Here is a 6590-nt window from a genome sequence, read left to right on the forward strand (position 1 = left end):
CAGCAACACCGCCACCATGCCGGCTGGTAACCACACCGTGCGCGTCAACTACGTCCAGGGCACGACCACCGCATCGCGCGCCTTCCTGCCCTCCATCCACTACGACCTGGTCGGCTGGGTGGGGCCGTTCGAGGCCGAGCCGAACAACGACATCGCTCAGGCCAATGGGCCGATGGTGATCGGCCGCGCCTATCAGGCCTACCCCAATGACCGGTTCGACTACTTTTTCTTCGAACTCGATCAGCAGGGGACGGTCGTCGTGACGATGACCAACAACGTCGTCAGCCAGCCGCAGCTGCAGCTCCTCCCGCCCAACGCCGCGCCGGTGTCCGACACCGTCGGGCCGGAGTTCAAGATCGTGTACTCCAACGCTGTGCCCGGCCGCTACTACATCCGCACCGCGGCTGTCAACAACACCAACATCACCGTGGCCTATACCGTGCAGGTGACGACTCAATGACCTCCCTGCTGACTTTCCAGGCAGTTGCCAGCGGGATCAGCCCAAAGCGTATGCCCGCCATAGAAAAAGGCCCCGCCAGGTGGCGGGGCCTTCGCGCTTTACCAACGACGAACGAGTAGCACCTCCGTTCCTTCTTCCTAGCGCGCACATCGTAGGGGCGGGCTTCTTCCCTAGCCCCTAGCCCCTAGAACCTAGCCCCTACATCGGGTTCCAGCGGGCCACGGTGAAGTGCGCCCCCTGCGGGTCGCGCAGCACGGCGAACTCGCCGAACTCGCCCATGGGCGCCGGGCCGCGCACCACCGCCCCGCCCAACGCCTCGGCTCGCGCCGCCGCGTCGCGCACGTCGGCCACCATGAAGTAGACGTTCCAGTTTGACGGCACGTCGCCCCAGTCCGGCCCAATAGGGATCGCCGTCGCCACGACCTGATCGTCCACCTTGAAGCCGGTGTACCACTCGTTGCCCTCAGCCTGCCAGCCGAAGACCCGCCCATAGAAGGCGGCCGCCGCGGCCGGGTCGCGCGTCTGCAACTCGCTCCAGGACATCGCCCCCAGCGTTTCCGTCGCCTCTGCGCCGGTGTGAACGCCCGGCTGCCAGACGCCAAACGGCGCGCCGGTCGGGTCCTGGATCAGCGCCATGCGCCCCTGCGCCTCGCCGGCCCCGGTGACCACGTCTATCGGCGGCATGAAGACGACGCCGCCGGCCTCGGCCGCGCGGGCGGCCACGCTGTCGAGGTCGCTATGATTGACATAAGCCACCCAGACCGGCGGCGCGCCCATGTCGCGCATCTGCGGGCTCATGGGGTTGCCCCCGGCCACCATTCGGCCGTCCAGGAAGAACATGGTGTAGGGCGGCCGGCCCTCGCTCGTCGGCCGGTCTTCGCTCGTCCAGCCGAACAGCCCGCCGTAGAACGCCTTTGCGCCCGCCACGTCCGTCGTCGTCAAATCGACCCAAGAAAACGTCCCATCTGCGTACTTCGCCATTGATCAACCTCCATCTTCTAGTCTTGGATTTCTCAAAGCCAGCGGCGTCCCCCCGAACATCGGAGTCCGCATCTGAGGATGCGGACTCCGAAACCGCGCGACTTCCCTGCCGCGGAACCCGCATCTGAGGATGCGGACTCTAAAACCTTGCGCATCTGAGGATGCGCACTCCGAATACGCCAGGGCCGGCCTTCTTCCCTAGCCCCTGGCCCCTAGCCCCTAGAACCTAGCCCCTACCCTTCCTTCGTCTCGCCCGGCGGCGGGTCGGAGGGGTTGTTCCAATGGGCGACGGTGAAGTGCGCCCCCTGCGGGTCGCGCAGCACGGCGAACTGCCACGACTGCGCCGGATCGGAAGGCGGCACAACGACGGCCCCGCCCAGCGCTTCGGCCCGCGCCGCCGCAGCCGGCACGTCGTCCACCTGGAAGTAGACCGTCCAGTTGGGCGGCACGTCGCCCCAGCTCTCCTCGATGGTGAGCATGCCCGCCTGGCCGCGGCCGTCCACCTGGCAGACGGCGTAGCCGGGGTTCATCTCGGCCGTCGTCCAGCCGAACACGTCGCGGTAGAAGGCGCTGGCCGCGGCCGTGTCGCGCGTCTGCAACTCGTTCCAGACCAGCGCGCCCGGCACGTTGACCAGTTGCGCCCCGGTGTGGTTGCTTGGCTCCCAGACGCCGAACGGCGCGCCGGTTGGGTCCATGATGAGCGCAAAGCGCCCCTCGGAACCGCCATCCGCGGCGGGCACGTCCATCGGCGGCGAGAAGACCGTCCCGCCGGCGTTGGCCGCTCGCCCGGCGACGCTGTCGATGTCCTCATGCTTGACATAAGAAATCCAGACGGGCGGCGAGCCGCCGGCCTGCATCTCCGCGCTCATCGGCCCGACGCCGGCCACGCTGTAGCCATGCAGCCGGAAGGTGTAGTAACCCGTGTCCGAGTGGCTGTCGGTCTCCCAGCCGAACAGCCCGCCGTAGAATGCCTTGGCCCCCTCCACGTCAGGCGTCGTTAAATCCACCCAACAAAAGACGCCATCCGGGTACTTCGTCACGATTTGCATGATTTTCAGACCTCCGCTGTGAACCAATCGCCAATTGGAAAAGCCCCCCATTTGTTCGTCTAGTATACCATAACTAGAACATCTGGTCTAGCGCCAGAGAGATGGCATGATGGAAACCCACCCCTATTAGTGGGTAGGCAGTTGATGTTAGCGCACGAGTATTGGTCTGAGGGCGGGTTAGGAGATCGCCAGCGCCTAGTTCCTGGCCCGGACATAGCGCGCCGCCTGCAAGCCCAGACTAACCTGCGCCGCGATCAGCCACAACAGCGCCGCCGTCGCCCCGAGCGAGATGAGGTCGATTGTCCGGGCCAGCGTCGCCTGGCGCGCGGCGATGGCGGCCAGCGTGGCCTCGATCTCCGCCTGCGCGCGGGCTATCGTCGTCTGGGCCGACTGCAGGTCGGTCAGTACCGGCCCCGTCCTGTCGGTCACGAACGTCACCGGACGGCCGACCGTATCCTCTTTCATCGCCTGCAATTCAGCGCGCACGTCGGCGATCCGCTGCTGCGCGGCCGCCAATTGGTCGGCCGCCACGCCCAATTCCTCGGTCAGCGTGGGCACTTCCACAAAGGGCAGCCTATTCACCGCCTCCAGCGAATCGTTGAAAGCGACCACCATCTCCGCCGTGGTGCGCAGCGTCTCGTGGGCCGCGGCCACGGCCGGGAAGAGCGTGTCGCCGACCGTGCGCTCCAGCAGCGCGAAGGCCAGATCCGTCTCCACCAGCGTCTCGCCGACGGCCAGGGCCGCGCCTTCCACGGTGCTAACGGCCGTCTCCGCGCGCCCCAGGCCATCGGTGGCCCGCGTCAGCGCGCGGTCGGCGGCCGTCAGCCCGCGCGCCGCGCTACTCAACACGCCGGTCAGCGTCTCGGTCGCCGGCCCGTTCAGCGCCCAACTGTAATAGATGCCCGCCCCGCTCAACACGACGCCGACCACGGCCAGAATGACCGCTATCACCGCCAGGATACTCTTTATCGTTTGCATCGTCGTCCGTCCCTGTGTGGAATAGCGCTCATTGTAGCCGAGTTTGGTTCGTAGTCAGGCGATTTTGAGTCTTAAGAAATGGCTACGGATACCCACGGACGGTACGGAGTAAGAACGGATTTAATCCTTCACTCCATATCATCAATCCGTCTGCTTCCGTCCGTATCCGTAGCCATTTCTTAAAGCTCTAGACCGCCTGACTACGAACGATAAAAGACCCCGCCTCTCCGGCGGGGTCTTTCTAACCACTGACACTAATCACGACTCACTACCGGATCGGATCGACCCACCGCGGCATGGCCCCGGTCGGCGGCAGCGCGGGCGCGACGGCGGCCGGGCCGACGTCGATGCCCAACGTCTGGGCCGCCGTGGCGATGGCCTCAAACGCCAGCCGGGCGTGCGTGGCCGCGGCCAGGTAGTCCCACTGCCGGAAGGCGCGCTCGGCCTGGCGGGCGTGGTTCTGGCCGGCGGCCACCAGGTCACGCACGGTCGCCCGGTCGGGGTGGGCCTGAATGTCGGCCAGCAGGTCGTTGGCCCAGTTGAGGTAGCCGGCGAACTCGTAGCGGTACAGGTTGTCCTCGTCGAACTGGCCGAACTCCCAGGTCAGGTCGATGTAGGACATCATGGTGTAGCTCTCGTCGCCCAGCCAGGCGAAGTAGTAGTCGCCGCCGGGGCCATAGTCGAGGCCCTGCTCCGAGTCGTAGCCGTCGTGCGGGTGCGACAGGCCGAAGTGGTGGCCCAACTCGTGAATCGTCGTTGTCGTGAAGCCGTAGCCCGCGGCGCGAATCTCCGGCCCATCGAACATGAAGACGTAGGACTGCGTGCCGTCGCGGTAGTTGTCGTCGGCGAAGCCCAGCGGCACGTTGCCCATGTTGGCGATGGCCCCGTTGTAGCCGAAGACGGCAGCCACGTAATCCTGGGGGCCGTACTCCGGCACGTAATCCGAGTAGTTCTCGTCGAAGTGGCAGAACAACTCGGCGAACGGCGTGCCGTAGTCCACCCAGCAGTCTTCCCGCTGGCTCAGCCCGCCCCAGATGCGCAGCGCCAGCCGCGCCCCCGGCGCGATGGGCCGTTTGTCCTGCTCCAGCACAAAGCGCCAATCATAGTAGGGCTGGAACCGCTCATACTCGGCCTGGACGAAGTCCATGTCGATCCAGTCCACACCGTTGCTCAGCCGGTGCATCTCGAAGATCTCCACGTGGGCCACGCGCTGCCCGTCCGGCCCCGGCGCGGCGACCAGCGGGTCGTAGAGCGGCGAGGTGGTGAACAGCAGATTGATGCCCACGTAGCGCGCCACGCGCCCCAGGTCGCCCGACAGTTCGCGGGGGTCGCGGTAGCCGTTGGCGGCGTACTCCCAGATGACCGGGATGCGGTAGTCAGGCTCGTCGTCGCCGTCGATGTCGGCATTGTCCACGTCGTAGTTGCCGCTCCAGCTATCGGGGCCGGCCGACAGGTCATAGAACCACGTCCGGCCGTGGCCGCCGCCCCAGGCGATCAGCTTGCGCGTCGGGCGCAGCGCGCCGAAGTTGTAGCCGGTGTCCGGGTCGGGGCTGTCGGTCTTGGTGTAGACGTGGAACTGGAAGTCGGGCCGGTCGTACCAGTTGACGTAGTAGATGGTGTAGCTCTTGTCGGGATTGATGCCCAGCCGTTGTTGGCCGGCGGTCATCAGCCACTGCTCGGCCGACGGCGCGTCGATGTAGGCCACTGGCCCGGTCACGTCCAGGACGTTGTTCGCCATGCCGTTATAGATTTCCTGGAAGAGCGTCGGCTCCCCCGGCGTGGCGATGGAGGCCAGGTAGTTGAAGAAGTCGTTCTCGAACGCCTGGTTGGTGAAATGGGTGTGATAGTCGAAGTTGAAGCGCAGGCCCATGTCGCGGCCGGGCAGCCCGTAGAACTGCGGCGCGCGCACCAGCGGTTCATAGCTGGCCGGCAGCCAGGCGCGCAGGGCCGGCAGCCGGATGTCGTCCTGCTCGAAGCCGACGAACACGATGTGGATCGGCACGGTCTGGCGGTAGGTGACCGTCTCGCCCGGCACCAGTCCGGCCGGTTCGGCGTCCTGGGCGTAGACGGCCGACGTGAGCGACATCAGCGCCAGCGCCAGCAGGAGCACCAGACCCCACACTCTTTTTTGCCTCATCTCAAGTACCTCCTTAGGTTTTCCACTGCCGTGGCACAGGATTCTTGTCCTGCGTTCCATCACAGGTTAAGAAACCTGTGCCACGATAAGAATCCTACGCCACAACAGTTCGTGTCAATCAACAAACGGCTCCTTCAGCCGGTCGCCTTCCTTGGGCGGCGCGTCCGTCGGGGCGATGCTTAGCACCGGGACGCTCAGAGACGGATCGATGCCCAGTTCAGCCGCCGCCAGGGCGATCTGCTCATACGCCTCGCGCGCGCTGGCCGCGGCCGTGGCGTAGTCCCAGCGGTTGAACGCCCGCTGCGCCGTCACCGCCGCCGCCTCGGCCGCGTCCACATAGCCCTGTACGCTGCCCGCGTCGGGGTGGGCGGCGATGTCGGCCAGGACGGCGTTGGCCCAGTTGAGGTAGCCGGCGAACAGGTAACGGTTCATGTTGTCGTGGTCGAACTGGCCGAAGCCGTCGTTGACCCACATATAGCTCATCGTTGTGGCGCTGTAGTCGCCCTGCCAGACGAAGAAGAACGGGCCGCCGGGGCCATATTCAATCCCCTGCTCGGCGTCGTAGCCGTCGTGCGGGTGGGACAGGCCGATATGGTGGCCCACCTCGTGCACGGTGACGGCCGATAAGCCGAAGCCAAACAGGCGGTAGGTGGCCGTGTTGAAGACGTAGATGTAGAGCGGCGTGCCGGTCGCCCAGTCGTCGTCGGCATAGCCCAGCAGGCCAGACTGCTGGCCCAGCCGGCGGTCGGTCGTGTGGAAGGAGAAGACGGGGATCACATGATCCTCCGGGTCAAAGGCCGGCACGTACTTGTCGTAGTTGGCGTCCAGGTAGCAGAACAGTTGGGCGAAGGGCGTGCCGTACTCCTCCCAGCAGCCGCCGACCAGGGCGTTGCCGCTGAAGATGCGCAGCGCCCGACCGATGCCGGCGTCGGCCGGCCGGTTCAGGTCGGTGGCCGCCTCCCACTCATAGTACGGCTCCAGAGCG

At 66.0% G+C, this 6590-nt stretch carries 5 protein-coding genes and 1 pseudogene; 1 reads left to right on the forward strand and 5 read right to left on the reverse strand.

Annotation, left to right across the window (positions count from 1 at the left end; all coding sequences use genetic code 11):
• A partial coding sequence (locus ACE3UY_RS11215) for a hypothetical protein (protein WP_374687615.1) occupies positions 1–460 on the forward strand: 460 nt, incomplete at its 5' end.
• A 198-nt stretch (positions 461–658) separates the two neighbouring features.
• Here ACE3UY_RS11215 and ACE3UY_RS11220 read toward each other — a convergent pair.
• The 5 genes and pseudogenes from ACE3UY_RS11220 to ACE3UY_RS11240 all read right to left on the reverse strand — a co-directional run.
• Entirely contained in the window at positions 659–1441 is a 783-nt protein-coding gene (locus ACE3UY_RS11220; protein WP_374687616.1) for a VOC family protein, read from the reverse strand.
• Positions 1442–1674: 233 nt separating this feature from the next.
• Complete coding sequence (locus tag ACE3UY_RS11225; protein WP_374687617.1) at positions 1675–2490, reverse strand: VOC family protein; 816 nt, start codon at positions 2488–2490, stop codon at positions 1675–1677.
• 195 nt (positions 2491–2685) lie between these two features.
• Positions 2686–3468, reverse strand: a complete 783-nt coding sequence (locus tag ACE3UY_RS11230) for a hypothetical protein (RefSeq protein WP_374687618.1) — start codon at positions 3466–3468, stop codon at positions 2686–2688.
• A gap of 268 nt (positions 3469–3736) precedes the next feature.
• Entirely contained in the window at positions 3737–5605 is a 1869-nt protein-coding gene (locus tag ACE3UY_RS11235) for a hypothetical protein (protein ID WP_374687619.1), read from the reverse strand.
• 114 nt (positions 5606–5719) lie between these two features.
• Positions 5720–6590: pseudogene (locus ACE3UY_RS11240) on the reverse strand (hypothetical protein); the annotation flags it as partial.

This window comes from Promineifilum sp. (SeqCode), from assembly GCF_041918635.1.
In the GTDB taxonomy this organism is placed as follows: domain Bacteria; phylum Chloroflexota; class Anaerolineae; order Promineifilales; family Promineifilaceae; genus Promineifilum.

What these genes read in the sequence shown, in the direction of transcription:
- ACE3UY_RS11220 (WP_374687616.1), bottom strand. Translation starts at nt 1,441, where the DNA reads ATGGCGAAGTACGCAGATGGGACGTTTTCTTGGGTCGATTTGACGACG.
- ACE3UY_RS11235 (WP_374687619.1), bottom strand. Translation starts at nt 5,605, where the DNA reads ATGAGGCAAAAAAGAGTGTGGGGTCTGGTGCTCCTGCTGGCGCTGGCG.
- ACE3UY_RS11230 (WP_374687618.1), bottom strand. Translation starts at nt 3,468, where the DNA reads ATGCAAACGATAAAGAGTATCCTGGCGGTGATAGCGGTCATTCTGGCC.
- ACE3UY_RS11225 (WP_374687617.1), bottom strand. Translation starts at nt 2,490, where the DNA reads ATGCAAATCGTGACGAAGTACCCGGATGGCGTCTTTTGTTGGGTGGAT.